The organism is Nocardia grenadensis NBRC 108939 (genome assembly GCF_001613445.1).
Lineage (GTDB): Bacteria > Actinomycetota > Actinomycetes > Mycobacteriales > Mycobacteriaceae > Nocardia > Nocardia grenadensis.
In genome coordinates this window covers 66,017-89,220 of the sequence record NZ_BDCJ01000030.1, presented here as the reverse complement: position 1 = coordinate 89,220, position 23,204 = coordinate 66,017, and the positions used below count along the sequence as shown (strand labels likewise).

Genomic DNA, 23,204 nt, shown 5'->3' with positions numbered 1-23,204 from the left:
CATGTAAATTATATGTGTAATACATGCAATTGAGGAGGAGGGGTCCCATGTCCGGCCCGAATAACACCCCACGCATCGTGCTCGACCACACCATCGTGCCCGTGTCGGATCGTGTGGCGGGGGCCACGTTCTTCGCCGAGCTCATGGGGTTGGCGGTGGGTGATCCGGCCGGACCGTTCGTGCCGGTTCGGGTGAACGAGGATCTGACCTTCGATTTCGACGATCGCGGCCGGGTCGAGCCGGGTCATTACGGCTTCCAGGTGGACGAGGTCACCTTCGACGCGGTGCTGCGAAGGCTGGCGCGATGGCCCGGGGTCGAGTACGGGTCCGGGCCCGAGAACGGCTGGGACCGGGAAATCAACCATCTGAGCGGCGGCCGCGGTATGTACGTCCGATCGCCGGAAGGGCACAGCTACGAAATATTCACCGTCGCCGGTTGGCAGGGCGCGCCGGGCGATCAATTCTGAACTAGATGGTTCAGTATGAGTCCATGGACGCTTCCTCCGGGGCGCTCGCGGACCCCACCCGGCGGGGCATCCTCGAGCTACTCGGCTGTGGCCCGGCCACCGTCAGCGAGCTGGCGCAGGACTTCTCGATGACCCTCACCGGCATCAAGAAGCATCCGGTTGCTAGAGGACGCGGGCATGGTGTCACGGGAAACAGGGCCGGATCCGGTACTGCCAGGTCGGGCCCGATGTTTTCCGACTGAGGTGGCCTGGCTGCAGGTCTACCGGCAGATGCTGGAGGCACGTATGGACCGTCTCGGCGAATTCCTGCAACGAACGGAGCACAAACCATGAGCACTGCCACCGGAGAAGCCGTTGTCACCGCGGCCGCGGATCGCGAGATCAGGATCGAGCGGGTTTTCGACGCCCCGCGCGAACGGGTGTGGGACGCCTACACCCGCCTTGAACAACTCACCCAATGGTGGGGCCGGGGCAATCGAATCGATGTCGAGCGCTGGGAGTTCCGGGTCGGCGGACACTGGCGGTTCGTCGAAGAGGCCGACGGGCAGTCGCACGGGTTCGAAGGACGGATCCGCGAGATCGTGCCGCAGGAGCGGATCGTGCAGTCCTTCGAATGGGACGGGATGCCGGCACACGTCGCCATCGACACCGCAACCTTCGAGGATCTGGGTGACGGGCGGACCCGGGTGGTCACGGTCAGCCAGTTCCATACTCCGGAGGAGCGGGACGGCATGCTGCAATCCGGGATGGCCGACGGGCTCAATGCCAGCTACCGGGCGCTGGACGCACTGCTGGCGAAATGAGTCCCTCGTCGCGGGCCCCGGCCGTCCGCCGGGGCCCGCGACGAGGCGTCTCGGCCAACCGATCCGGGTCGGGTGCCGGGGCTCCGCTCCGGCGTCGGCCGGTTGTTCGAGGTGAGGTGCTCTTGCCCGATCGGGTCCCTTTCCCGCTCGGCCGGGTTCAGCGCTCGCTGTCGAGTGCGCTCATCTGGGCCTCCGCGTACCGGCCACCCGCTACCGCCGCGGCCGGAGCCGCGGCCTCGATCGCGGCGACATCGGCCGCGGTGAGAGCTATATCGAGCGCGCCGAGGGCCTCCGACCAGCGGGTGCGGGTGCGCGCCCCGATCAGCGGAACGATATCGTCGCCGCGGCTCAGTACCCAGGAGATGGCCAGCTGGGCGGTGGAAACGCCCTTGTCCCGCGCCAGCGCGGCCAGCGCTCCGACCAGTTCCAGGTTCGCGGTGAGGTTGTCGCCCTGGAAACGCGGGGTGTGGGCGCGGTAATCGGCCGGACGGAAACCGGCGGTGCGGCCGGGCGCGGTATCGCTGAGCAGGCCCCGTGAGAGCACAGCGTAGGCGGTGATGCCGATGCCGAGTTCGCGGCAGACGGGCAGGATCTCGGTTTCGATTCCGCGGGAGAACAGCGAGTACTCGATCTGCAGGTCGGCGATCGGGTGTACCGCCGCCGCCCGGCGCAGGGTTTCGGCGCCCACCTCGGACAGGCCGATATACCGCACATACCCCGCGTCGACGAGTTCGGCGATGGCGCCCACGGTGTCCTCGATCGGTACCGCCGGGTCCAGCCGTGCCGGGCGGTAGATGTCGACATGCTCGACCCCGAGCCGGCGCAGACTGTAGCTCAGGAAGTTGCGCAGTGCCGCCGGACGGTTGTCGAACCCTTGCCAGCTGCCATCCGGTCCGATCATGCCGCCGAACTTCACGCTGAGGATCGTCTCCTCCCGCGGACGGTCGGCGATGGCCCGACCCACCATCAACTCGTTGTGGCCCATACCGTAGAAATCGCCGGTATCGACGAGTCGGGCGCCGGAATCGAGTGCGGCGTGCACGGTGGCCGTCGATTCGGTCTCGTCGGCGGGGCCGTAGGATCCCGACATTCCCATCGCGCCGAGACCGATCCGCCCGACCGTCGGCCCGGTGCTGCCGAGTTGTGCGACCGCGATCTGTGTATTCGTCATACCGACCACGGTGGTGGACGGGGCGCGCCCGTGGCAGAGACGCTTTATCGGGGGAGCGGCGATCCCTGGCCGACCGCGCGGCGGTGCGCGACAGTGGAGGTATGGATCGCAGCGAACTCGCCGATTTTCTCCGTCGCCGCCGGGAGCAGTTGACTCCCGAGTCGGTCGGCCTGCCGCCGGGAACCCGCCGCCGCACCCCGGGCCTGCGCCGTGACGAAGTGGCGCAGCTGGCCGGGATCTCCACCGACTACTACACGCGGCTGGAGCAGGCGCGCGGCCCCCGGCCATCGACCCAGGTGCTCGCCGCCCTGACCCGTGCGCTGCGCTGTACCGCCGACGAACGCGATCACATCTATCTCCTGTGCGAACACGCGCCGCCCGGCGGCAGCCGGACCGATAAGCACGTCGGGCCGGGACTGATGCACGTACTCGCGAAACTGGACGATATCCCGGCGGCGGTCATCACGGACCTCGGCGAATGCCTGGTGCAGAACCGGATGCACACTCTGCTGTTCGGCGACCAGGCCGAACAGCAGGGCTGGGGCCGGTTCTACGCCTGGCGGTGGTTCACCGAACCGGAAGCCCGCGCGCTCGCCCGGGTACAGGACACCGACGGGCTCGCCCGCCGGCAGGTGGCCGACCTGCGGGCGACCGCCGCGCGCCGGCCGAAGGATCCCGACGTCATCGAGTTCATCGGCGCGCTGCGCGCGAACAGTCCGGAGTTCGAGCGGCTATGGAACGAACACGAGGTGGCGGTCCGGCACTCCGACACCAAGAGCGCGGTGCACCCGGAGGTCGGCGTGATCGACATGTTCTGCGAGACCATGCTGACCCCCAGCGCCACCCAGCGGTTGCTCATCTACTGGCCGCTGCCGGGTACCGATGCCGCGGAGAAGATGGAACTGCTGCGCGTCATCGGCAACCAGCGGCTGGGGGAGCCGGAGCAGCCGTCCTACTCGCGACCGGCCGAGGTGAACGACATATCGGCGTAGCGCGGTCCGGCCACCTGCGCGGCGATCGGCTCCAGCCGATCCAGTTCCGCCGCGGTCAGGGTGACCGCGGCCGCGGCGGCGTTCTCTGCGAGCCGGGTCCGGCGGCGGGTGCCGGGAATGGGTACCACCGGCAGCCCGTGCACCTGTCCTCGCGACTGCACCCAGGCCAGCGCGATCTGGGCGGGCGTGAGTTCGCGCGCTTGCGCGATAGCGTGCAGCGGTGCGAGAAGGGCGGCGTTGTGCGCGGCATTGTCGCCGGTGAAACGCGGCATCTGTCGCCGGAAATCGCTGTCGCTCAGGTCGTCGGTGCCGGGCAGGGCGCCGGTGAGGAAACCCCGGCCCAGCGGTGAATAGGGCACGAAGGTGACACCCAGTTCGGCGGCGGCGGGAACCGCCGTGCGCTCGACGTCGCGGGAGAACAGCGACCACTCCGACTGCACCGCCGCGATCGGATGGACCGCGTGCGCGGCGCGCAGTTCCGCCCCGGTGACCTCGGACAGGCCGAGCGCGCGCACCTTGCCCACGCGCACCAGCTCCGCCATCGCCCCCACACTGTCCTCGATCGGTACCCCGGGATCGCGTCGGTGCATGTAGTACAGGTCGATGGTGTCGGTGCCGAGGCGGCGCAGGCTGGCGTCGACGGCCTGCCGGATGTAGTCGGGGGAGTTGTCGATGCCGCGATAGTGCGGGTCGTCGGCCCGGCGGACGATCGCGAACTTGGTGGCCAGCACGATCCGGTCCCGGTTCGCGCGGACGAAATCGCTCAGGAATTCCTCGTTGTCGCCGGAACCGTAGATATCGGCGGTGTCGAACAGGGTGATGCCGAGTTCGAGGGCGCGGTCCAGGGTCGCGCGGGATTCCGCGCGGTCGGTGGGGCCGTAGAACTCGCTCATACCCATGCAGCCCAGCCCTTGGACACCCACCCGGATTCCGGTGGTGCCCAGCGGGGCGGTCGGCAGTACTTCGGTCATGGTCTCGGATATCCCTTCACGATGCTGCGTTATCGGGTGACCGGGTGGCGTCGCCGGGGACGTGCTGCTCGTAGAGCGAGATCTTGTGATCCAGCACCGCCACGGTTTGTTCGAGTTCGGCGATACGTTCGAGGACGTCGGCGCGGGTCTTGCGGAACATCGCGAGCCGTTCGGGGATGGTGCTCGAGCCGGCGCGGACCAGTTCGGCGTAGCGGATCATGTCCGCCACCGTCATACCGGTGGTACGCAAACGGGTGATCAGCGTCAGCCAGTCCAGGTCGCGGTCGCTGAACCGGCGTTTGCCGGTGTGGTCGCGGCCGATATGCGCCAGTAGGCCGATGCGCTCGTACCAGCGCAGCGTGTCCTGGCTCAGGCCGCAGTGCCGGGCCGCCGCCCCGATCGAATGCCGGGGAAGTTCCCGAGCCGGATCGGTGAGGTTCGGGCCGGGGTCGGAGATACTCACGCCGCCTACTCTCCTTGCCGAAAATACTGCACCACAATGCTTTCCGTGTGGCGCTCGATATCCTCTCGTCGAACGAGGACAACGTTATCCACCTGGAGTGCACTCCAGGCAAGCATTGCTCGGCGGATCAGCTGCCGTGTGGTCGCCGGGCCCGGGGTTTCAACTGCCCACCGGGCATGGGTGGCGCAGGAATGCGCTGGTCCGGGGTATGGCCGGTGATATCACCGAAACGCTCGGTGTTGTGCGACTCCCAATCCGCGCGGGCCGCCACGATCTCCGCGTGCTCGCGCGCGACGAAGTTCCACCACATCACCAGTTCCTCCGCCAGCGGCTCCCCGCCGATCAAGGCGAACCGGCCGCCGGAGTCGCTGGACAGGTCGAGGCTGTCGCGGCCGGTGCCCAGATACAGCAGCGGGCCCGGCGTGAGCTCGCACCCGGCGGCGGTGAACGTGCCCTCGATCGCCAGCAGCGCGTACTCGTACTCCGGCTCCAGTGGCAGCGTGGCCGCGGTCGCGGGATCGATCTCGATATCGGCTCCCACCAAGGGGGTGTAGATCGTCGCCGGCGAGGTCACCCCGGCCAGCGAACCCAGCAGCACGGTCGCGCGTAGACCCGGGGCGGTGCGGACGGGTAGATCCCGATGCTGTTCGAAATGGGGCGCGATATCGCGGTGCCCCTCCGGCAGCGCGACCCACAACTGCAGCCCGCGCCCGGCGGGCGCCTCGGGCACCGTGTACTCCGAGTGGGCGATCCCGCGCCCGGAGGTCATCAGATTGAGCTGGCCGGGTTCGATGCGCACATCCGAGCGCACCGAATCCCGGTGCCGGATCATTCCCTCGAACGGCCAGGTGACGGTCTGCAGGCCGATATGCGGATGCGGATCGATATCCGGCGGCGCGTCGGTGACGGTCACCGTCGGAGCGCCGAAATAGTCCAGGAAGCACCAGGCCCCGACGGTCGGCAGCTCGCGCTGCGGCAGGGTCCGTTCCACATAGGTGCCGCGCACACCGCCCAGCGGCACTTCCCGGGCCGGATACAGCCGCGTTATCGGCCCCGGCCCGGTCCCCGGCTCGCACAGGGTCTCGGTGGGGTGCGGATCGAGGTCACTCACCGCCGACCACGTGCTCGTTGTACTGCGGATGCTTCTCCAGATAGCTCCGGATGAACGGGCACTCGGGCCGGATCTTGCGCCCGCGGTCCACGGTGTCGGAGATCGCGAACTCGGCCAGCCGGCTGCCCAGCCCCTTACCGCCGAACTCCGGCCCGATCTCGGTATGGGTGAAGACGGTTTCCCCGCCGCGCTCGGTGTACTCGGCGAACCCGGCCAGTTCGGCGCCGTACCACACCTCGTAACGGTTCTCGCCGGGGTTGCGCACCACCTTGCTCTGCTCGGTCGCTTCGGTCATCTCCGCGGCTCCTTTCCGTGTCGGGCTATCTGCGCATGGCGCCACGACGCGGGGCCGTACCGCCGAGCGCCAGCGTACTCAGCCGTCGAGACCCGACGCCGCGCTCCGACGGGCCACATGGCCGGGTTTGTCCAGGGGGTCACCGGCCGGAACACGCACGTGCCAGCGCATCCGGGGTTCGGCACGTAGCCTGGGAGTATGGCCAAGGAAATCGACCGGGTCCGGGCGCGTTCGGCGTGGGCCACGGTCCGGGAGAGCCCGGTGATCACCGCTATCGCGGTGGCGCCGGTCGTGGTGGTGTTCGGTCTGGTCTGGTGGCTGATCGGCGGCTGGGCGGCGTTCCTGCTGCTCGTCGTGCTCGGCGCCGGCGCGGTGTTCGGCGGTAAACTGCTGCGCTGAGTGTCAGCGCGGTACGTGGAAGCCCACCAGGTCGCCCGTACCCGGGCCGACCCGGTTCCATGCGCCGGGTATACGCAGCACCGCCAGCGCGGACGTGGGGAACTTGCGGCTCAACCGCACGGCGTCCTCGGTATCGCGCGCGGCGGCGAGTTCCCACGCCGTCCACGGCAGACCGGGTGCGTGCCCGATCACGAGCAGGGTGGAGACAGCGGGGTCGGTGAGCCCGACCAGTTCGATCAGATAGTCGGTCGTGGCCTCGTAGATCCCGGACTCGAACGCGACCGGCGCGGTGATACCGGTGGCGGTGAGCGTTTCCCGGGTACGGGTCGCGGTGGAACAACGCACCGCCTCGATCGGCGGCTGGTTCGCCCGCAGCCAGGTGCCCGCCAATGCCGCCTCTCGCTTCCCGCGCGGCGCCAGCGGGCGCTCGTGGTCCTCGATTCCGGCCGGGTACGCCGACTTCCCGTGCCGCATCAAGATCAGAGTCCGAACCATGGCTCCACCGTAGGCACCCTCGGTGCGGAGATCCACAACACACTCGAGGCAAACTGAAAGCGGCGTCACAATGGAGGGAGGCCCGGTGATCCCGGTCCATGCTCAGTCGTCACGCCCTGCCACCCGCGACCCGGACGGCACCAGTCCGCATATAAGTCTCGAGGATCTGCACAAATATGGCCTACGTAATCACGCAGCGTTGCTGTAACGACGCGAGCTGCGTTTCCGAGTGCCCGGTCGACTGCATCCGCCCGACTCCGGATCAGCCGGAATTCGCCACGACCGAAATGCTCTACATCGACCCCGACACCTGCATCGACTGCGGCGCCTGTGTCGACGCGTGCCCGGTGGAGGCCATCTTCTCCGAGGACGATCTGTCCGCGTCGCTGGCCCGCTTCCGGGAGATCAACGCGGCCTGGTTCGAGCGGCATCCGCTGGAGTCGAACCTGGATCCGATCGCGACCCCCGTGCGGCCGCCCAAGGATCTGGGTACGTTGCGGGTCGCCATCGTCGGCGCCGGCCCGGCGGCCGCCTACGCGGCCGACGAACTGTTGCGGCGCTGCGATGTCCAGGTGGAGATGTTCGACCGGCTGCCCACGCCGTGGGGCCTGGTCCGCGCCGGGGTGGCCCCCGACCATCCCGGCACCAAAACGGTCGCGGGCATGTTCGAATCGGCATTCCGGCGCGACACCCTGCAGTACTACCTGAACGTCGAGGTCGGCAAGCACATCACCCACGAGGAACTGCTGGCCCATCATCACGCGGTTCTCTACGCGGTGGGCGCGTCCTCGGATCGGCGCATGGGTATCCCGGGCGAAGATCTGCCGGGCAGCCATTCCGCGACCGAGTTCGTGGCCTGGTACAACGGGCATCCCGACTACGCCGACCGGGTCTTCGACCTCTCCGACGAACGGGCGGTCATCGTCGGCAACGGCAATGTCGCGCTCGATGTCGCCCGCGTGCTGACCGTGGATCCCGACGAGCTGGCGAAAACCGATATCGCCGACCACGCCCTGGCCGCCCTGCGCGGCAGCAATATTCGCGAGGTCGTGGTGCTGGGCCGGCGGGGTCCGCTGCAAGCCGCCTACACCTCACCGGAGTTCCTGGCGCTGGCGCACCTGTCCGGAGTCGATATCGTCATCGACCCGGCCGAACTGGAACTCGATCCGGCCTCGCAGGCGCTGCTCGACCACCCGGACGTCGAACCCTCGCTGAAACTGAAGTACGCGCTCGCCGAGGAATTCGCCGCGAAACCGCCGGCCGAGGGCAACAAGCGGATCGTGTTCAAGTACCTGGCCGCCCCCACGGCGCTCACCGGTACCGACAAGGTCGAAGCACTCGAGTACGCCCGCAACGAACTGGTGGAAGAGGACGGAATCCTCAACGCCCGCCCCACCGGTGAGGTCGGTAGCCTCCCGGCGTCGCTGGTGCTGCGGTCCATCGGCTACCGCGGACGGCCGGTCCCCGACCTGCCCTTCGATGACAAGCGCGCGGTGGTCCCCAACGAACACGGTCGCGTGATAGGCGCCGACGGTCGGCCTCTCACCGGGGTGTACGTGAGCGGCTGGATCAAACGCGGCCCGCGCGGTGTCATCGGCTCCAACCGGGTCGACTCCGAGGAAACGGTCGAGGGCCTGATCGCCGATTTCATCGCCGGCAAGCTGGCCGCTCCGACCGCCGACCGGGACGCATTGCGCGCCCTGGTCCGGGAACGCCAGCCGGACCTGGTGGACCGCGTCGGCTGGAAGGCCATCGACCAGGCCGAACGCGGCGCCGGCAAGGACGCCGGCCGGCCTCGGGTCAAATTCACCACCCTCGCCGACCTGCTCCAGGCGGCCAAGGGCGGTAGCTGACGGCGAGTCGCGGCGGCGGGCCGGTTACCGGGCCGCGCGGCGGAGTGGGTCCGTGCCCCCTCCCGGTCGTTCGCCGCGACCGAAAGGCTCGGGGTCGGACGCCCCGACCCCGAGCTTCCCGGTACACCGCCACCACCGCCGACTCCCGGCCGGTTCTCGTGGTCTACAGCGGCGCGATACGGACGATCGTGGTGGTGATCCCGTCCACCACGAACCACAGGCGCAGGGTCGGCCGGCCCGTGGTCCGGTCTCCGGGTTCGTATCGGCTGCGGATGCTGATGTGCTGCCGGGCCAGGACCGGCGCAACGTATTCGATGACCGCGCGGTGCGGGCCACTGACCAGTTTGGGGTAGTCGACCAGATACTGCTCGACGGCCTGCCAGTAGCAGGTGTTGTTCACATGGTTGTACTGGTCGATATCGGTGGCCCGCAGTGGGAACGGCAGGTCGGTGTCGGATTCGGGTGGCGCGGGGTCGGTGAGCCAGGGGCGCCAGCGGAGTCGTTGTTCGGCGGTGGTCCGGGCGAGGTAGGCCAGGCCCGCATCGCTGATCCGGGCGGGCATATTGTTCGACTCGTTGATATTGATCCAGAAACCTTCGGTTTCGATCAGACCGCCCCGGTCGCTGGTGATGCGCACTCGCATATTCGCCCAGCGGGTGGACATACTCGAACACCAGCGTCGCAGGTGGACGTGGTCGGGCCAAAAAACCGGGCGGACCACGTCGATGACCGTGCGCCGGATAATCCAGCTCGGGTCGCTCTGTTCCAGGATCGACTGCTGGAGGTCTTCCCAGGCGATGTCCTGGAGGTAGCGGGCGACACCGTCGAGGCGCACACGGTTGTACGGGTCCACGTCGCCGGCTCGCACCGGCCACGCTGTAGCGAACCCCGTGCCCTCCTGGGGAAGCGGGGCGAGCGGCTGATCGAGTGACACTTGTGCTCCTCGCGCGGCGGGTTGGGCCGCGGTACTTCTACGTGTTTCCTGTGAGACGACTTTACGGGGCCTGTGTCACCGCGCCACGCCGAGCCGTCGGTTCGCCGTGCTCGGCGGGTGGCGGCGGTCAGTATCCGACGTAGCCGGTGCCGTTGGACACGCCGACCACTCCTGGCACATTGCCGAGCGAACCGTACCGGTCGATGGCGTATCGCGTACCGGCGATGATGTTGTCCACCGGGTTCCAGATATCGCCGTGACCGGGCAGCGAATAGGAGTTGAAGGTCGGGTCGATGGTCTGCATGAGGCCCTTCGACGGGATACCGGCCGCGGCGTTGCTGTCCCACAGATTGATCGCGTTCGGATTGCCACCGGATTCGCGTTCGATGATCAGCGCGATGGTGGCGGCCTCGGAATCGTCGATGTCGTAGCCGTTCTCGCGCAGCACCCGGATGGCTTCCTCGATCCATTCGGCCCGGTCCCCGGTGGGCATGGTGGTGGGGGCGGTGCCGGAGGAGAGCGCGGGGCCGCCGCTGTCGGTGGCGGTGCCGCCCATCAGCGAACTCGTCGGCGAGCCGCTGGTGGTGGGGTATCCGGCGGCGGTCTGCGGATTGTCGCCTGTGGACGGCGGCGCAGTGGCGGCCGGGACCGTGGGCGCGGCGGTGGGTGGGGTGCCCGGTTCGCCCAGGGTGGCGTAGGCGTTCTCGAGTTCGGTGACGGCCTGCTGTACCTGGTTGGCGGCCCGCTCGGCGGTGTCCTCGGCGGTTTTCAGGGCGTTCACGAGATGCCATTGATGCGAGGCCGCCACGAGTCGCTGACCGAGTTCGGTGCGCTGCATCTCGGGGGAATCGGCGGTATCTCCGGCGGCTCGGCGCAGGTAGTCGATCCGGGCCTGGGCGCTGACGGTGCCGTCGTCGGCGACCTCGAATGCCGGTAGCGGTGGTTGTGCGGTATCGCGAGCGGTATCACGCCACCGCAGGACCTTGTTCCTGGCCTCGATCAGATTGGTCAGTTCGGCGCGCAGGGCGGTATCGAGTTTCAGCAGCGCCGCGCTCACCGCTCCGGTGCGGGTCCGTTCGGTGTCCATCCGAGTATTCGCGGCGGCCCCGGCGGGCCCGGCCCAGTCCATCGCCCGGGTGTCGGTGACCGCGCCGCCGGTGAGCTGGTCGAGCCGGCCGGCCAGGGTGGTCGCGTGGGTGGCGGCCGCGGTGAGGTGATCGGTCTGCCACTGTTCTACGTTGCCGAGGGTGAGGGTCATACCGAGGTCTCCATTCCCACGGTGGTGAGCGCCTCGGTGACCTCCGCTTCGGTCATCTCGTAGTCGCCCGCGCTGGTGCGCAGGGTGTCGGCGATGGTGGTGAGCCGGTCGCTCACCCGGCGCAGGCAGTCGGCGGCGAGGTCGGCGGCGCGTTGTGCGGGCGGGCCGAAACCGGTGCCGGGTAGTGCGGTGGCCGCCGCGGCGAACACCCCGGCGGCGTCGAGTGCGGTGACGGCGTCCGCCTCGGTGTCGAGCCGACCGGCGAAGCCGCGCAGCAGCCCGGGATCGACCCGGACCGTGGTACCGGGTGTGCTCGCCTCTTCGTTCATCTGTCCCCCAGGGATTCCCGCCCGTTGTTCGTGGCCGAGCCTAACAAAACGACGCTTTCCCCGAGGCGTGCTCGACCAGCGGTGATCGGTCGACGCCGTTGCTCGTACGCGCCGGCGCGGCCCGGCCCGGCCCGGGCGGGGATGGACTCGGGCCGGTGGCGCCGATTAAGTTGATGAGGACGGGCGGATTGGTACATATCGACTGGCGCGTATCTATAACCGCCGGTCGGCGAACAGAGAGGTCGGCATATGCGCGCAGCTCAGGTCAGCAAACTCGGGGGGCCGGAGGCAATCGAGATCGTCGACATCCCGGAACCGCAGCCGCTGCCCGGCGGTGTGGTGATCGATGTGCACGCCGCCGGGGTGGCCTTCCCCGACGTACTGATGACCCGCGGGCTCTACCAGATGAAACCCCAGCTGCCATTCGTGGTCGGTGGCGAGGTCGCGGGTGTGGTGCGCGAGGCGCCCGAGGGATCGCATGTGAAACCCGGCGACCGCGTCTGTGCCCTCACTATGCTCGGCGGCGCCATGGCCGAAGTCGCCAGTACCGCCGCCGAGATGGTTTTCAAACTCCCGGACAACATCTCCTTCGAGGCGGGCGCCGGAATCCTGTTCAACGATCTCACCGTGCACTTCTGCCTGCGCAACCGCGGCCGCCTCGCCGAAGGTGAATCCGTGCTGGTCCACGGCGCTGCCGGCGGGATCGGCACCTCCACCCTGCGGCTGGCGGGCGCACTGGGCGCCGGCCGGGTGATCGCGGTGGTGAGCACCGAGGAGAAGGCCGAGATCGCTCGTGCGCACGGCGCCACCGATGTCGTACTCACCGACGGCTGGCTGGACCGGGTCAAGGAACTCACCGACAACCGCGGGGTCGATATCGTGCTCGACCCGGTGGGCGGCGATCGCTTCACCGACAGCATCCGCTCGCTGGCCCGCGGCGGCCGGCTGCTGGTGGTCGGCTTCACCGGCGGCGATATCCCGACGGTGAAGGTGAACCGGCTGCTGCTGAAGAATGTCGAGGTCGTCGGCGCGGGCTGGGGTGAATGGATGCTTTCGCACCCGGGGTATCTGGCCGAGCAATGGGCCGAGGTGGAGCCGCTGTTCGCCGCCGGCGAGATCGCCGCGCCGCAGGCGGTGCTGTTCCCGCTGGAGCAGGCCGCGCAGGCGGTGGCCTCGCTGGAAAAGCGTGCCGCCACCGGCAAAGTCGTGGTCGCCGTTCGCTGAATACCTCCGGCCCGCGGTGCGAGCCGCGGGCCGGACCACCCGGCCGCAAACCATCGGCGACCTGCACCGCCGCCGGGAGCGATCTTTCGTCGGTATTGTGCACGGCATGCGGATCAGGTCGGCGATAGTCCTCGGGTTAACCGCGGCGTTTGCTCTGACGGGCTGCGGATCCGACCAGGGCTCCGAGGAAGCCGACGGGCCGCGCGGTCCGGCGCCGAAGGTGGCCGCGCTCGGTCCGTTCGTGGGGGAATGCGGACATGTCACCGACAACGAGGTGCGTGACCTGGGGGGCCTGCGGCAGATCGTCCAGTCGTACAAGAACGCGGTCGGCTGCAACTGGCAGTCGGGTGGACTGGGCGGTGCCTCGATCACCTTCGCCTCCTACCGCGGTAGCCCGCTGGAAAGAGAGAAGGCCTGGGTCACCACGCACGGCCGGCCGCCGGAACCGATCACCGTCGGCGGCCGGAACGGTTTCGCGGCACTCGATCCCACCGGCACCATCTGCGATCTCGCGGTCCAGTTGGACGACGATTTCTTCGAATGGTCGACCTCGCTGGGTTCGTTCGGTACCGACCGCGGCAATCCGTGCGATCGCAGCCGAGCGCTGGCCGAACTGACCATCGAGCGGCTGGGGTGAAGAGGATGCGACGTCTGCGAACCCGCCACCGGCGACTGCGCACCGCCGCCGCGGCACTGGCCCTGCCGGTGATCACGGTGCTCGGTGTCGGCTGCGGCACTACCGTGGAAGGGACCGCGCTACCGGTCGGTGGCGGCGAATCGGTCAATACCGACCACATCGACAAGCTGCTCCGTGAATGCGATGTGGTGACCGACCAGCAGATCATCGACGCGCTCGGCGGCAACACCTATATCAGCGACTCGTTCTTCGGGGCCGTCTGCATGTGGGATATCGGCGGTGGCTCGGGAATGCTCACGCTCAACTGGTACGAGAACGGGTCGTTGCGCACCGAACAGGCGACCAACGACAAACTCGGTTACACCAGCACCAAAACCACCGTGCAGGGGACGATCGCACTGGAGATCCGGCGGCCGAACGATCCGAGGTCGTGCGGGATGACCGCGAGTGCCGCCGATTCCGGGGTGATCGGCTGGTGGGTGAACTCCTCGGGCGGGACGGCCGACCCGTGCGCCGCCGCCAAGAAATTGCTCGAGCTGACGCTCAATATCGCCCGTTAGCTGCTCCGATGTGCGGCGCGGTACGCGCCCTGCGAATCCGGGCAGGTCGGGGAACAAGCGGCGGGTGTTCGGCGGTTGAGAAGGGATCGCGAGAATGCCCGGGGAGGGCCGAGAGCCGGAATCCGAGGGGCCGACAGCGGCCCGCCATATCACAACATCACCCCGGTTTTGACCCTATTCACCACGCCCGAGTACAGTGGACCGCTGTGCCCGGAAGGATACGGGCAAGTTCGAGCGTAGACGTAGGCCAGCGAGAGCGGCTGACGATTCCAGCGTGCCTGTAAATCGGGCGCTGAACTGCGCGCGACACGCCCGACCTCGGGACGCGAGAAACGTGGTTGGACGTGCGGGTGAAAGCTCGATGAACAGCCCTGACACCGCCATAACCGATAAAAGGAAAGCCGGTATATGCCAACCATCAACCAGCTGGTCCGCAAGGGTCGCCGCGACAAGGTCTCCAAGACCAAGACCGCGGCCCTCAAGGGGAGCCCGCAGCGTCGTGGCGTGTGCACCCGCGTGTACACCACCACCCCCAAGAAGCCGAACTCCGCGCTGCGGAAGGTCGCGCGTGTGAAGCTGACCAGCGCGGTCGAGGTCACGGCTTACATCCCCGGTGAAGGCCACAACCTGCAGGAGCACTCGATGGTGCTCGTGCGCGGCGGTCGTGTGAAGGACCTTCCGGGTGTGCGCTACAAGATCATCCGGGGCTCGCTCGATACCCAGGGTGTGAAGAACCGCAAGCAGGCCCGCAGCCGTTACGGCGCCAAGAAGGAGAAGAGCTGATATGCCTCGCAAGGGCCCCGCTCCCAAGCGTCCGCTGATCAACGACCCGGTCTACGGGTCGCCGCTGGTGACGCAGCTGGTCAACAAGATCCTGCTCGACGGCAAGAAGTCCACCGCCGAACGCATCGTCTACGGTGCGCTGGAGCAGGCGCGCGAGAAGACGGGCACCGATCCCGTCGTCACGCTCAAGCGCGCGCTGGACAACGTCAAGCCCGCCCTCGAGGTCAAGCCGCGCCGCGTCGGTGGCGCCACCTATCAGGTTCCGGTCGAGGTCCGTCCCGGACGGTCCAACACTCTCGCGCTGCGCTGGCTGGTCAACTACTCGCGGGCGCGCCGTGAGAAGACCATGATCGAGCGTCTGGCCAACGAACTGCTCGATGCCAGCAACGGTCTGGGCGCCTCGGTGAAGCGCCGTGAGGACACTCACAAGATGGCCGAATCCAACCGGGCCTTCGCGCACTATCGCTGGTGATGTCTGCCCGGCCCATCGCTCCGGGGTCGGGAGGCTTACGGAAGCTCTGCTTCCGCTTTGACGACATATGACGATCGCGAGGTCGTCTGCGAGAATCCCAACTAGCTACGAGCGGGGAAGATTTCCGTGGCACAGGACGTGCTCACCGACCTGAACAAGGTCCGCAACATCGGCATCATGGCCCACATCGATGCGGGCAAAACCACTACCACCGAACGCATCCTCTTCTACACCGGTGTGAACTACAAGATCGGCGAAACCCATGACGGGGCGTCGACCACCGACTGGATGGAGCAGGAGCAGGAGCGCGGTATCACCATCACCTCCGCGGCGGTGACCTGCTTCTGGAACCAGAATCAGATCAACATCATCGATACCCCGGGCCACGTGGACTTCACCGTCGAGGTGGAGCGCAGCCTGCGGGTTCTCGATGGCGCCGTGGCCGTCTTCGACGGCAAAGAGGGCGTGGAACCGCAGTCCGAGCAGGTGTGGCGGCAGGCGGACAAGTACGACGTGCCGCGGATCTGCTTCGTCAACAAGATGGACAAGCTCGGTGCCGACTTCTACTTCACCGTGCAGACCATCAAGGACCGCCTCGGCGCCAAGCCGCTGGTCATCCAGCTGCCGATCGGCGCGGAGGACTCCTTCGAGGGCATCGTCGACCTGGTCGAGATGAACGCGAAGGTCTGGACCGGCGAGACCAAGCTCGGTGAGAAGTACGAGGTCCAGGAAATCCCGGCCGACCTCGCCGAGAAGGCCGAGCAGTACCGCCAGGAACTGCTGGAGACGGTCGCCGAGTCCGACGAGGCCCTGCTGGAGAAGTTCTTCGGTGGCGAAGAGCTCTCGATCGACGAGATCAAGGGCGCCATCCGCAAGCTGACGGTCAATTCCGAGCTGTACCCGGTGCTGTGTGGTTCGGCGTTCAAGAACAAGGGCGTGCAGCCCATGCTCGACGCCGTGGTGGACTACCTGCCCTCGCCGCTGGATGTCGAATCCGTGCAGGGGCATGTGCCCGGCAAGGAAGACGAGGTCATCACCCGTAAGCCGAGCGCCGACGAGCCGTTCGCGGCACTGGCGTTCAAGATCGCGGTGCACCCGTTCTTCGGCAAGCTGACCTACGTCCGCGTCTACTCGGGCAAGGTCGACTCCGGTGCCCAGGTCATCAACGCGACCAAGGGCAAGAAAGAGCGGCTGGGCAAGCTGTTCCAGATGCACTCCAACAAGGAGAACCCGGTACCCCAGGTCGGCGCCGGCCACATCTACGCGGTCATCGGTCTGAAGGACACCACCACCGGTGACACCCTGTGCGATCCGAACAACCAGATCGTGCTGGAGTCCATGACCTTCCCGGACCCGGTCATCGAGGTCTCCATCGAGCCCAAGACCAAGTCCGACCAGGAGAAGCTGGGCACCGCGATCCAGAAGCTCGCCGAAGAGGACCCGACCTTCACGGTGAAGCTGGACCAGGAGACCGGCCAGACCGTCATCGGCGGTATGGGCGAGCTGCACCTGGACATCCTGGTCGACCGGATGAAGCGCGAATTCAAGGTCGAGGCGAACGTCGGCAAGCCGCAGGTGGCCTACCGCGAGACGATCACCAAGAAGGTGGAGAAGCTCGAATTCACCCATAAGAAGCAGACGGGTGGGTCGGGTCAGTTCGCGAAGGTCATCATCGCGCTGGAGCCGTTCGTCGGTGAAGACGGCGCCACCTACGAGTTCGAGAACAAGGTCACCGGTGGCCGCGTGCCGAAGGAATACATCCCCTCGGTCGACGCGGGCGCGCAGGACGCCATGCAGTACGGTGTGCTCGCCGGTTACCCGCTGGTCAATCTGAAGGTGAGCCTGCTCGACGGTGCGTACCACGACGTCGACTCCTCGGAGATGGCGTTCAAGATCGCCGGCGCGCAGGCCCTGAAGGAAGCGGCCCGTAAGGCCGGTCCGGTGATCCTCGAACCGCTGATGGCGGTCGAGGTCATCACGCCCGAGGACTACATGGGCGATGTGATCGGCGACCTGAACTCCCGCCGTGGCCAGATCCAGGCCATGGAGGAACGCAGTGGTGCCCGTGTCGTCAAGGCGCTGGTTCCGCTCTCGGAGATGTTCGGTTACATCGGTGACCTGCGGTCGAAGACCCAGGGCCGGGCGAACTACTCCATGGTGTTCGATTCGTACGCGGAGGTTCCGGCCAACGTGTCGAAGGAGATCATCGCCAAGGCGACCGGCGAGTAATATCGCCCGGTCGTCTGCACGACCCTTGTAAATCAATCCGCACTGCTGCAACTGCAAGCAACAACAAGTCCAGGAGGACACCACAGTGGCGAAGGCGAAGTTCGAGCGGACGAAGCCGCACGTCAACATCGGCACCATCGGTCACGTCGACCACGGCAAGACCACGCTGACCGCGGCGATCACCAAGGTGCTGGCGGAGAAGTATCCGGATCTGAACGAGAGCTTTGCCTTCGATCAGATCGACAAGGCGCCGGAGGAGAAGGCTCGTGGTATCACGATCAACATCTCCCACGTCGAGTACCAGACCGAGAAGCGTCACTACGCCCACGTAGACGCCCCCGGTCACGCCGACTACATCAAGAACATGATCACCGGTGCGGCGCAGATGGACGGCGCCATCCTGGTGGTCGCGGCCACCGACGGCCCGATGCCGCAGACCCGTGAGCACGTGCTGCTCGCCCGTCAGGTCGGCGTGCCCTACATCCTGGTCGCGCTGAACAAGTCGGACATGGTCGACGACGAGGAGATCCTCGAGCTCGTCGAGATGGAGGTCCGCGAGCTGCTGGCTTCGCAGGAATTCGACGAGGACGCCCCCGTGGTGCGCGTTTCCGGCCTGAAGGCGCTGGAAGGCGACGAGAAGTGGAGCGAATCCATCGTCGAGCTGATGAACGCGGTCGACGAGTCCATCCCGGACCCGGTGCGTGAGACCGACAAGCCGTTCCTGATGCCGATCGAGGACGTCTTCACCATCACCGGTCGTGGCACCGTCGTCACCGGTCGTGTGGAGCGCGGTGTGGTCAACCTCAACGAGGAAGTCGAGATCGTCGGCATCCGCCCGGAGAAGACCAAGACCACCATCACCGGTATCGAAATGTTCCGCAAGATGCTGGACACCGCGCAGGCCGGTGACAACGCGGGTCTGCTGATCCGTGGCATCAAGCGCGAGGACGTGGAGCGCGGCCAGGTCGTCATCAAGCCGGGCACCACCACCCCGCACACCGAGTTCGAGGGGCAGGCCTACATCCTGTCCAAGGACGAGGGTGGCCGTCACACCCCGTTCTTCAACAACTACCGTCCGCAGTTCTACTTCCGTACCACTGACGTGACGGGCGTTGTGACCCTGCCCGAGGGCACCGAAATGGTTATGCCCGGCGACAACACCGAGATGTCGGTGAAGCTGATCCAGCCGGTCGCCATGGACGAGGGTCTGCGCTTCGCGATCCGCGAGGGTGGCCGCACCGTCGGCGCCGGTCGCGTCACGAAGATCATCAAGTGATTCGCTGAATCGCTGCGAACGGCGTCGCTCCGAAAGGAGCGGCGCCGTTCTCGTTTCGCATGATGTGAACCGGGTTCGGAAGTAGCCCTACTCACGCAATTCTGATAATCATGAATCCATTGTGACCCTGTCCGCAGCCGAGGCGTCACGAAACTTCTCTGCTGTGCTCAGCCGTGCCGAGCACGGTGAGACGGTACGTATCGTCCGGCATGGGCGGGTCGTGGCGACCGTGACGCCGCCCGCGACGAGTACGGGCCGTTCGTCGCGGCTCGCGTTGGAGGAATCCGACGTACCACCGTTCGACGACGACTACGCAGCCGATATCGCGGCGGGGCTTGCCATGGTGTCCGACGATATGGAGGACTCGTGGGCAGGTGCTTGATTCTCGACACGGGTGTTCTGATCGCCTATGAGCGTGAAACGATCGACCGTACCGCTTACGACGACGACGATCTCGCGATAGCCGCGGCGACCGTCGCGGAGTTCCGGGTCGGCATCGAACTGGCCGACGCCGCCGAGCGTGCGGGTCAATGCTCCCGTCGACTCCCCTTGCTGCTGGCCGACCTCATAGCCTCGAGTACACCGACGCCACAGCCACTCGTCACGCCCAGCTCCTGGCACAGGTGCGGCGATCGGGTAGACCTCGCGGCGCACACGATCTGATCATCGCCGCGCATGCCGCGGAAACCGGTCGTGCCGTCGTTTCCCTCGGTACGAAGGCGAAGTTCGGCGATCTTGATGGCGTCACAGCGATAACGCCATGATGCTGTGCCGGCATGGGCGAGGGTCTGCGCTTCACGATCCGCGAGGGTGGCCGCACCGTCGGCGCCGGTCGCGTCACGAAGATCTCGAGTGATTCGCTGAATCGCCGCGAACGGTGTCGCTCCGAGAAGAGCGGCGCAGTACTCGTCTGGAATGCCGGTCACAGTTCACGCACCACGCACCACGCACCGGAAGCCGAGGTGGCAGGTGGCGGTGTCCTCGGTCTGCCCCTGCCGGGCGGCGGGCCGATAGCGCAGGCAGTAGTTCGCGGAGCACAGGTAGGAGCCGCCTTTTACGACGTGCCGGGGAAACCGCTGTGCGGTATCCGGATCGGGCCGGTCGAGGTGGGGATTGCCTGGGGCGCAGCAGGACGGCCGGGTGTGTGCGTTCCGGTAGCGGTCGCCGGTCCACTCCCAGACATTGCCGGCCATATCGGACAGGCCGTACCCGTTGGGCGCATAGGTGCCGACCGCGGTGGTGCTGGGGACAGGTTTCTGCCCGCGGCCGGGATAAAATTGCCAGGGGAATTCGCCGGTCCAGATATTGGCCATGCGCCGGCCGGTGGGTTCCGGTTCCTCGCCCCAGATGTAGGCGGCCGAGTCCAGCCCGCCACGGGCCGCGTACTCCCACTCTGCTTCCGTCGGCAGCTGTTTACCCGTCCAGGCCGCGTATGCCGCGGCATCGGCGTATGCCACCTGGGTCACGGGGTGCCGGTCGAGACCTTCCAGCGTGCTGCCGGGCCCCTGTGGCCGGCGCCAATTCGCGCCGGGAACATAACGCCACCAGCGTTGCCAGTTGTCCAGCGGCACAGGCCGCGAGGTAGGTCGGAACACCAATGCCCCGGCGACCAGGCTTCCGGGATCCGCCTCCGGATAGTCCTCGGCCGCCGGGGCGGTCTCCGCGACGGTCACGTACCCGGTCTGCTTGACGAAACGCCGGAACGCGGCGTTGGTCACCGGATGCGCGTCGATCCAGAAGGAATCCACCTGCACCCGATGGACGGGTCGCTCCTCGGGGAAGAAATCCGCGGATCCCATCGCGAACTCACCGCCGGGAATACGGAGCATCCCGCGGCGGGTTTCGGCACCGGGCCCGGCGGCCGGATCGTGGCTGCTCAATCGCGTGAGAATGCCGAGGCCACAATCATTTCCAGGTCCTGATACGGTTTTCCGCTCACATCCGCGACGACCTTGTGCACGATGCCACCGGTGAACGGAAACGGAGCCCGATAGCGTGTGGTCACCGACCGGCCGCCGTCCCGCCCGACGCGAACCCCCTCTCCGACACCGGAGAACACGGTGGGTTGAATGCGCATATCGGCGAACGAACCCACCGGCTCCTCGTCGATATAGAGAACGGCCTCGCCGGTGGGGGTGAAGTTGTCCGAGCGCGTTCCGCGCCGCTCGTAGCGCACTCCGAGAATGTGATCACCGGCCGGTACCGGACGATCGGCAATGATGACCTGGTCTTCTTCGCCGAGAAAGTTGTAGAGATAGTGGAGGATTCCGTTCTCCAGGAACAAAGTGTGCCCGCCGAGCCGCCCGCCGTGGGCGAACAGCACCCCCGCGGCTGCCGTGTCGGTGATCGTCGTCTCGGCGAGCAACGCGAACGACCGGCCACTGATCTCCAGGGCCGCCCCGGGTCCCACCTCTGCCGTGCCGGGGTAGTAGGCCACCTGGTCCCGTGCTTTGCCGTAGGTGGGGCGGTCACGCGTCATCATGGATACGACGTCGAGGTCGTTGAGCGGCATACCGTTGTACTTCTCCGCTTCGGCGAACCACAGCGCTTTCAACTCCGCCAGCTTCTCCGGGCGCTCTTCGGCGAGATCGCGCAGCTGGCTGCGATCGTTCTCGAGATGGAACAGCTCCCAGCGGTCGGTATCGAATTTCCCCCAACCGGACGGGCACGCCGCGTGCACGGTGTCGGCGAACCAGCCGCGATGCCAGATTCCGCGCGTGCCCAGCATCGAATAGAACTGCGTGTGCTTGCCGGTGTCGGCGTCCGGGTCGTCGAGCAGGGCCCGGAAGCTCACACCCTCGAGGGGACGCTGCGGTACGTTGCGGACCGTTTCCGGCGGGGTGATGCCGAGTAGCTCGTACACCGTCGGCGTGATATCGCAGACATTGAGGTACTGGTGGCGTAGTTCGCCCCGGGCCGATATTCCGGCGGGCCAGGACACCAGGCACGGGTCGGCGATACCGCCCTCGTGCGAGGCGTAGCGCTTGTACAGCTTGTACGGGGTGTTGAACGCCATCGCCCAGCCGATGCTGTAGTGGTTGTAGGTCGTCGGCGAGCCGAGTTCGTCGAGGCGCGCCAGGCTGTCGTCGGTGGTGTCGAGATAGCCGTTGAAGAACTTCATCTCGTTGGCCGAGCCGTTCGGGCCGCCTTCGCCGCTGGCCCCGTTGTCCGACAGGACGACAATGATCGTATTGTCCAGCTGACCGCTTTCCTCGAGGTAGTCCAACAACCGGCCGATCCGATCATCGGTGTAGGAGAGATACCCGGCGAATACCTCGGCCTGCCTCCGGAACAAGCGCTTCTCGTCCTCCGACAGCGAATCCCACGGTCGCACCGTGTCCAATGCCGGCCACGGTATGCCGTCCGCGCTCGTCGCGGACGAGTACGGATTCATGGGCGAGAGCTCGGTGTTCTCCGGCACCAGCCCCATACGCTTCTGGTTGTCCAGGACGGTTTCGCGGTATTTCTCGTAACCCATATCGAAGCGTCCGCGGTACCGGTCGGCCCATTCCGCGGGCGCGTGGTGTGGGGCATGGCCGCAGCCGGGACTCAGATAGAGAAACCAGGGCTTGGCGGGGGCGATCACCTTCGAATCGCGGATGAACCCGATGGATCTGTCCGCGAGATCCCTGGACAAGTGATAGCCGTCCTCCGGGGCGTAGGGCGGGGAGATCGGATGGTTGTCGTAGACGAGGCTCGGATACCACTGGTCGGCTTCGCCGCCGAGGAAACCGTAGAACCTCTCGAAACCGCGCCCCAGCGGCCAATTCCGCTTCGAGGCGGCGAGATTTTCTTCCTCCAGCGGAGTCAGATGCCATTTGCCGACCGCATAGGTGTTCCAGCCCCGCTCGGACAGGACCTCGGAGCACAGCGCCGTCTCTGCCGGAATCCGGCCGGACATACTGGGAAATCCGTCGGTGAATTCTTCGATGGTCGCCATACCCACCGATGTCGCGTTCCGGCCGGTGAGCAGCGAGGCCCGGCTCGGCGAGCACAGCGCGGTCGTGTGGAATTGCGTGAATTGGATTCCGCGGTCGGCGATCCGGCGCATATTCGGCATTTCGACCAGACCGCCGTAGCAGTCCCAGGTGCCGATGCCGATATCGTCCCACACCAGGTAGAGCACGTTGGGTGCGTCCTGCGGCGCGGTGGGCTCTACATATGGCGCCCAGTCGGCGACCGAATCACGGATATCGAGTGCGATACGTCCTCGGAACTGCTCGGACATGACGGCCTCCAAGACGGTGATGGGCCAACAGCGTGTACCACCGAGGTCCTCATGACCCGGGCGAATTATCGCGTCGATAGCAGATCTGCGCGGCTGTCCTCGGATACCGATAGACCCTGCGCAAGACTATCGGTCCCCCGCGCCCGGCTCAGGGCGCCGGGCCGAACAGTAGCCCGATATCGGCCGAACTGTGACCGGACCACAGCGAGGCAGGCTTGCGCTGACCCGAGGTATGAGTGGATCTTCCGCTGCCG

25 protein-coding genes and 2 pseudogenes are annotated in these 23,204 nt (G+C 66.8%); 16 read left to right on the top strand and 11 right to left on the bottom strand.

Annotated features, from left to right (window positions below; all coding sequences use genetic code 11):
• Nucleotides 1-47: 47 nt before the first annotated feature.
• From NGR01S_RS27625 to NGR01S_RS27615, 3 genes and pseudogenes are all read left to right on the top strand, one after another.
• A complete protein-coding gene (locus NGR01S_RS27625; RefSeq protein WP_063041910.1) occupies nt 48-467 on the top strand; it encodes a VOC family protein in 420 nt (139 codons plus the stop codon).
• A gap of 5 nt (nt 468-472) precedes the next feature.
• Nucleotides 473-800, top strand: a pseudogene (locus tag NGR01S_RS27620) (ArsR/SmtB family transcription factor).
• Nucleotides 797-1,270 carry an SRPBCC family protein gene (locus tag NGR01S_RS27615; RefSeq protein WP_063041908.1) on the top strand — a complete coding sequence of 158 codons (474 nt, stop codon included), beginning with the start codon at nt 797-799 and terminating at the stop codon, nt 1,268-1,270. Before NGR01S_RS27620 ends, NGR01S_RS27615 begins: the two are co-directional and overlap by 4 nt.
• 157 nt (nt 1,271-1,427) lie before the next feature.
• On the opposite strand, the gene NGR01S_RS27610 is transcribed toward NGR01S_RS27615, so the two are convergent.
• The gene (locus NGR01S_RS27610; protein ID WP_063041906.1) at nt 1,428-2,441 is read right to left on the bottom strand and encodes an aldo/keto reductase; all 1,014 of its coding nucleotides are present in this window, start codon (nt 2,439-2,441) and stop codon (nt 1,428-1,430) included.
• Between the two features lie 101 nt (nt 2,442-2,542).
• On the opposite strand from NGR01S_RS27610, the gene NGR01S_RS27605 reads away from it, so the two are divergent.
• Entirely contained in the window at nt 2,543-3,433 is an 891-nt protein-coding gene (locus NGR01S_RS27605) for a helix-turn-helix transcriptional regulator (RefSeq protein WP_063041904.1), read from the top strand.
• On the opposite strand, the gene NGR01S_RS27600 is transcribed toward NGR01S_RS27605, so the two are convergent.
• The 4 genes from NGR01S_RS27600 to NGR01S_RS27585 all read right to left on the bottom strand — a co-directional run bounded on the left by NGR01S_RS27600 (nt 3,394) and on the right by NGR01S_RS27585 (nt 6,273).
• The gene (locus tag NGR01S_RS27600) at nt 3,394-4,404 is read right to left on the bottom strand and encodes an aldo/keto reductase (RefSeq protein ID WP_063041902.1); all 1,011 of its coding nucleotides are present in this window, start codon (nt 4,402-4,404) and stop codon (nt 3,394-3,396) included. The two genes, NGR01S_RS27605 and NGR01S_RS27600, sit on opposite strands and share 40 nt — an antisense overlap.
• Nucleotides 4,405-4,420: 16 nt before the next feature.
• Nucleotides 4,421-4,867, bottom strand: a complete 447-nt coding sequence (locus NGR01S_RS27595) for a MerR family transcriptional regulator (RefSeq protein WP_084481771.1) — start codon at nt 4,865-4,867, stop codon at nt 4,421-4,423.
• A 127-nt stretch (nt 4,868-4,994) separates the two neighbouring features.
• Entirely contained in the window at nt 4,995-5,978 is a 984-nt protein-coding gene (locus NGR01S_RS27590; RefSeq protein WP_063041900.1) for a pirin family protein, read from the bottom strand.
• Entirely contained in the window at nt 5,971-6,273 is a 303-nt protein-coding gene (locus NGR01S_RS27585; protein WP_063041898.1) for a GNAT family N-acetyltransferase, read from the bottom strand. Before NGR01S_RS27585 ends, NGR01S_RS27590 begins: the two co-directional genes overlap by 8 nt.
• A gap of 198 nt (nt 6,274-6,471) precedes the next feature.
• Between NGR01S_RS27585 and NGR01S_RS27580 the strand changes: the two genes are divergently transcribed.
• Nucleotides 6,472-6,672, top strand: coding sequence for a hypothetical protein (locus NGR01S_RS27580; RefSeq protein WP_063041896.1), 201 nt, complete (start codon nt 6,472-6,474; stop codon nt 6,670-6,672).
• Nucleotides 6,673-6,675: 3 nt separating this feature from the next.
• Here the strand turns inward: NGR01S_RS27580 and NGR01S_RS27575 are convergent, their stop codons facing one another.
• Complete coding sequence (locus NGR01S_RS27575) at nt 6,676-7,167, bottom strand: SixA phosphatase family protein (protein ID WP_063041946.1); 492 nt, start codon at nt 7,165-7,167, stop codon at nt 6,676-6,678.
• A gap of 176 nt (nt 7,168-7,343) precedes the next feature.
• On the opposite strand from NGR01S_RS27575, the gene NGR01S_RS27570 reads away from it, so the two are divergent.
• Complete coding sequence (locus NGR01S_RS27570) at nt 7,344-9,020, top strand: 4Fe-4S binding protein (RefSeq protein WP_063041894.1); 1,677 nt, start codon at nt 7,344-7,346, stop codon at nt 9,018-9,020.
• Between the two features lie 163 nt (nt 9,021-9,183).
• Here NGR01S_RS27570 and NGR01S_RS27565 read toward each other — a convergent pair whose 3' ends face one another.
• The 3 genes from NGR01S_RS27565 to NGR01S_RS27555 all read right to left on the bottom strand — a co-directional run bounded on the left by NGR01S_RS27565 (nt 9,184) and on the right by NGR01S_RS27555 (nt 11,541).
• The gene (locus NGR01S_RS27565; RefSeq protein WP_063041892.1) at nt 9,184-9,954 is read right to left on the bottom strand and encodes an acyl-[acyl-carrier-protein] thioesterase; all 771 of its coding nucleotides are present in this window, start codon (nt 9,952-9,954) and stop codon (nt 9,184-9,186) included.
• A 127-nt stretch (nt 9,955-10,081) separates the two neighbouring features.
• On the bottom strand, nt 10,082-11,212 hold the full coding sequence (locus NGR01S_RS33040; protein ID WP_063041890.1) for a transglycosylase SLT domain-containing protein: 1,131 nt from the start codon (nt 11,210-11,212) through the stop codon (nt 10,082-10,084).
• Nucleotides 11,209-11,541 (bottom strand): type VII secretion target, encoded by a 333-nt coding sequence (locus NGR01S_RS27555; RefSeq protein ID WP_063041887.1) that lies wholly within the window; start codon nt 11,539-11,541, stop codon nt 11,209-11,211. Before NGR01S_RS27555 ends, NGR01S_RS33040 begins: the two co-directional genes overlap by 4 nt.
• A gap of 249 nt (nt 11,542-11,790) precedes the next feature.
• Here NGR01S_RS27555 and NGR01S_RS27550 point away from each other — a divergent pair, with 249 nt between their 5' ends.
• From NGR01S_RS27550 to NGR01S_RS33290, 10 genes and pseudogenes are all read left to right on the top strand, one after another.
• On the top strand, nt 11,791-12,765 hold the full coding sequence (locus NGR01S_RS27550; protein WP_063041885.1) for an NADPH:quinone oxidoreductase family protein: 975 nt from the start codon (nt 11,791-11,793) through the stop codon (nt 12,763-12,765).
• Nucleotides 12,766-12,871: 106 nt separating this feature from the next.
• Nucleotides 12,872-13,402, top strand: coding sequence for a DUF3558 domain-containing protein (locus NGR01S_RS27545; protein ID WP_063041944.1), 531 nt, complete (start codon nt 12,872-12,874; stop codon nt 13,400-13,402).
• A 5-nt stretch (nt 13,403-13,407) separates the two neighbouring features.
• Entirely contained in the window at nt 13,408-13,962 is a 555-nt protein-coding gene (locus tag NGR01S_RS27540) for a DUF3558 domain-containing protein (RefSeq protein WP_063041883.1), read from the top strand.
• 408 nt (nt 13,963-14,370) lie between these two features.
• Nucleotides 14,371-14,745: a 30S ribosomal protein S12 gene (gene rpsL / locus NGR01S_RS27535; protein WP_063041881.1), complete on the top strand. Its 375-nt coding sequence runs from the start codon at nt 14,371-14,373 to the stop codon at nt 14,743-14,745.
• A gap of 1 nt (nt 14,746) precedes the next feature.
• A complete protein-coding gene (gene rpsG, locus NGR01S_RS27530) occupies nt 14,747-15,217 on the top strand; it encodes a 30S ribosomal protein S7 (protein WP_030525248.1) in 471 nt (156 codons plus the stop codon).
• Nucleotides 15,218-15,343: 126 nt separating this feature from the next.
• Nucleotides 15,344-17,446 carry an elongation factor G gene (fusA, locus tag NGR01S_RS27525; protein ID WP_063041879.1) on the top strand — a complete coding sequence of 701 codons (2,103 nt, stop codon included), beginning with the start codon at nt 15,344-15,346 and terminating at the stop codon, nt 17,444-17,446.
• 85 nt (nt 17,447-17,531) lie between these two features.
• Nucleotides 17,532-18,722, top strand: a complete 1,191-nt coding sequence (tuf, locus tag NGR01S_RS27520) for an elongation factor Tu (RefSeq protein ID WP_063041877.1) — start codon at nt 17,532-17,534, stop codon at nt 18,720-18,722.
• Between the two features lie 121 nt (nt 18,723-18,843).
• Nucleotides 18,844-19,104 carry a type II toxin-antitoxin system Phd/YefM family antitoxin gene (locus tag NGR01S_RS27515; RefSeq protein ID WP_169811980.1) on the top strand — a complete coding sequence of 87 codons (261 nt, stop codon included), beginning with the start codon at nt 18,844-18,846 and terminating at the stop codon, nt 19,102-19,104.
• Complete coding sequence (locus NGR01S_RS27510) at nt 19,089-19,385, top strand: hypothetical protein (RefSeq protein ID WP_218020838.1); 297 nt, start codon at nt 19,089-19,091, stop codon at nt 19,383-19,385. The genes NGR01S_RS27515 and NGR01S_RS27510 overlap by 16 nt, the downstream gene beginning before the upstream one ends.
• 113 nt (nt 19,386-19,498) lie before the next feature.
• A pseudogene (locus tag NGR01S_RS33290) lies at nt 19,499-19,570 on the top strand (EF-Tu C-terminal domain-related protein); the annotation flags it as partial.
• A gap of 81 nt (nt 19,571-19,651) precedes the next feature.
• On the opposite strand, the gene NGR01S_RS27505 reads toward NGR01S_RS33290, so the two are convergent.
• Both NGR01S_RS27505 and NGR01S_RS27500 read right to left on the bottom strand, forming a co-directional pair.
• On the bottom strand, nt 19,652-20,551 hold the full coding sequence (locus NGR01S_RS27505) for a formylglycine-generating enzyme family protein (protein ID WP_063041942.1): 900 nt from the start codon (nt 20,549-20,551) through the stop codon (nt 19,652-19,654).
• A 47-nt stretch (nt 20,552-20,598) separates the two neighbouring features.
• A complete protein-coding gene (locus tag NGR01S_RS27500) occupies nt 20,599-22,950 on the bottom strand; it encodes an arylsulfatase (protein ID WP_063041940.1) in 2,352 nt (783 codons plus the stop codon).
• Between the last annotated feature and the right edge of the window lie 254 nt (nt 22,951-23,204).

Bases quoted from the DNA above. Each gene is read 5' to 3' on its own strand.
- NGR01S_RS27505 (WP_063041942.1), bottom strand. From the start codon at position 20,551: ATGCTCCGTATTCCCGGCGGTGAGTTCGCGATGGGATCCGCGGATTTC.
- NGR01S_RS27625 (WP_063041910.1), top strand. From the start codon at position 48: ATGTCCGGCCCGAATAACACCCCACGCATCGTGCTCGACCACACCATC.
- NGR01S_RS27555 (WP_063041887.1), bottom strand. From the start codon at position 11,541: ATGAACGAAGAGGCGAGCACACCCGGTACCACGGTCCGGGTCGATCCC.
- NGR01S_RS27585 (WP_063041898.1), bottom strand. From the start codon at position 6,273: ATGACCGAAGCGACCGAGCAGAGCAAGGTGGTGCGCAACCCCGGCGAG.
- rpsG (WP_030525248.1), top strand. From the start codon at position 14,747: ATGCCTCGCAAGGGCCCCGCTCCCAAGCGTCCGCTGATCAACGACCCG.
- NGR01S_RS27575 (WP_063041946.1), bottom strand. From the start codon at position 7,167: ATGGTTCGGACTCTGATCTTGATGCGGCACGGGAAGTCGGCGTACCCG.
- NGR01S_RS27600 (WP_063041902.1), bottom strand. From the start codon at position 4,404: ATGACCGAAGTACTGCCGACCGCCCCGCTGGGCACCACCGGAATCCGG.
- NGR01S_RS27545 (WP_063041944.1), top strand. From the start codon at position 12,872: ATGCGGATCAGGTCGGCGATAGTCCTCGGGTTAACCGCGGCGTTTGCT.
- NGR01S_RS27580 (WP_063041896.1), top strand. From the start codon at position 6,472: ATGGCCAAGGAAATCGACCGGGTCCGGGCGCGTTCGGCGTGGGCCACG.
- NGR01S_RS27570 (WP_063041894.1), top strand. From the start codon at position 7,344: ATGGCCTACGTAATCACGCAGCGTTGCTGTAACGACGCGAGCTGCGTT.
- NGR01S_RS27540 (WP_063041883.1), top strand. From the start codon at position 13,408: ATGCGACGTCTGCGAACCCGCCACCGGCGACTGCGCACCGCCGCCGCG.
- NGR01S_RS27500 (WP_063041940.1), bottom strand. From the start codon at position 22,950: ATGTCCGAGCAGTTCCGAGGACGTATCGCACTCGATATCCGTGATTCG.
- NGR01S_RS27605 (WP_063041904.1), top strand. From the start codon at position 2,543: ATGGATCGCAGCGAACTCGCCGATTTTCTCCGTCGCCGCCGGGAGCAG.
- NGR01S_RS27550 (WP_063041885.1), top strand. From the start codon at position 11,791: ATGCGCGCAGCTCAGGTCAGCAAACTCGGGGGGCCGGAGGCAATCGAG.
- NGR01S_RS27615 (WP_063041908.1), top strand. From the start codon at position 797: ATGAGCACTGCCACCGGAGAAGCCGTTGTCACCGCGGCCGCGGATCGC.
- rpsL (WP_063041881.1), top strand. From the start codon at position 14,371: ATGCCAACCATCAACCAGCTGGTCCGCAAGGGTCGCCGCGACAAGGTC.
- NGR01S_RS27610 (WP_063041906.1), bottom strand. From the start codon at position 2,441: ATGACGAATACACAGATCGCGGTCGCACAACTCGGCAGCACCGGGCCG.
- NGR01S_RS33040 (WP_063041890.1), bottom strand. From the start codon at position 11,212: ATGACCCTCACCCTCGGCAACGTAGAACAGTGGCAGACCGATCACCTC.